Source organism: Flavobacterium flabelliforme, from assembly GCF_017948675.1.
GTDB lineage: Bacteria > Bacteroidota > Bacteroidia > Flavobacteriales > Flavobacteriaceae > Flavobacterium > Flavobacterium pygoscelis.
Map to the genome: position 1 here is coordinate 1 of NZ_JAGFBU010000055.1, position 210 is coordinate 210.

Sequence of the window (210 nt, forward strand, 5' to 3'; positions counted from 1 at the left end):
CTGGGTTCGCGTCTCCGTATACTTTGGTTTTATTATCGGCTACCACACTCACGTTGATCGCTTTTGGTGTTACCGTTAATAGAGCGTCTGTTGTGCTTATCGTATAGTTTGGATTACTGCCTAAAGCCACTGCAATTGGATAGCTTCCTACTGCTGAAGTGGTCGTAGCGGTAGTGCTTAACGTATAGTCAATCACATCGCCATTTACCG

Annotated in this window: 1 protein-coding gene; it reads right to left on the reverse strand. The window is 45.2% G+C overall.

Translation table 11 applies throughout. The annotated features are described in order from the left end of the window. Positions 1-210 (reverse strand): MBG domain-containing protein (locus J3S90_RS15845; protein ID WP_210646994.1); only part of this gene is annotated, 210 nt, incomplete at both ends.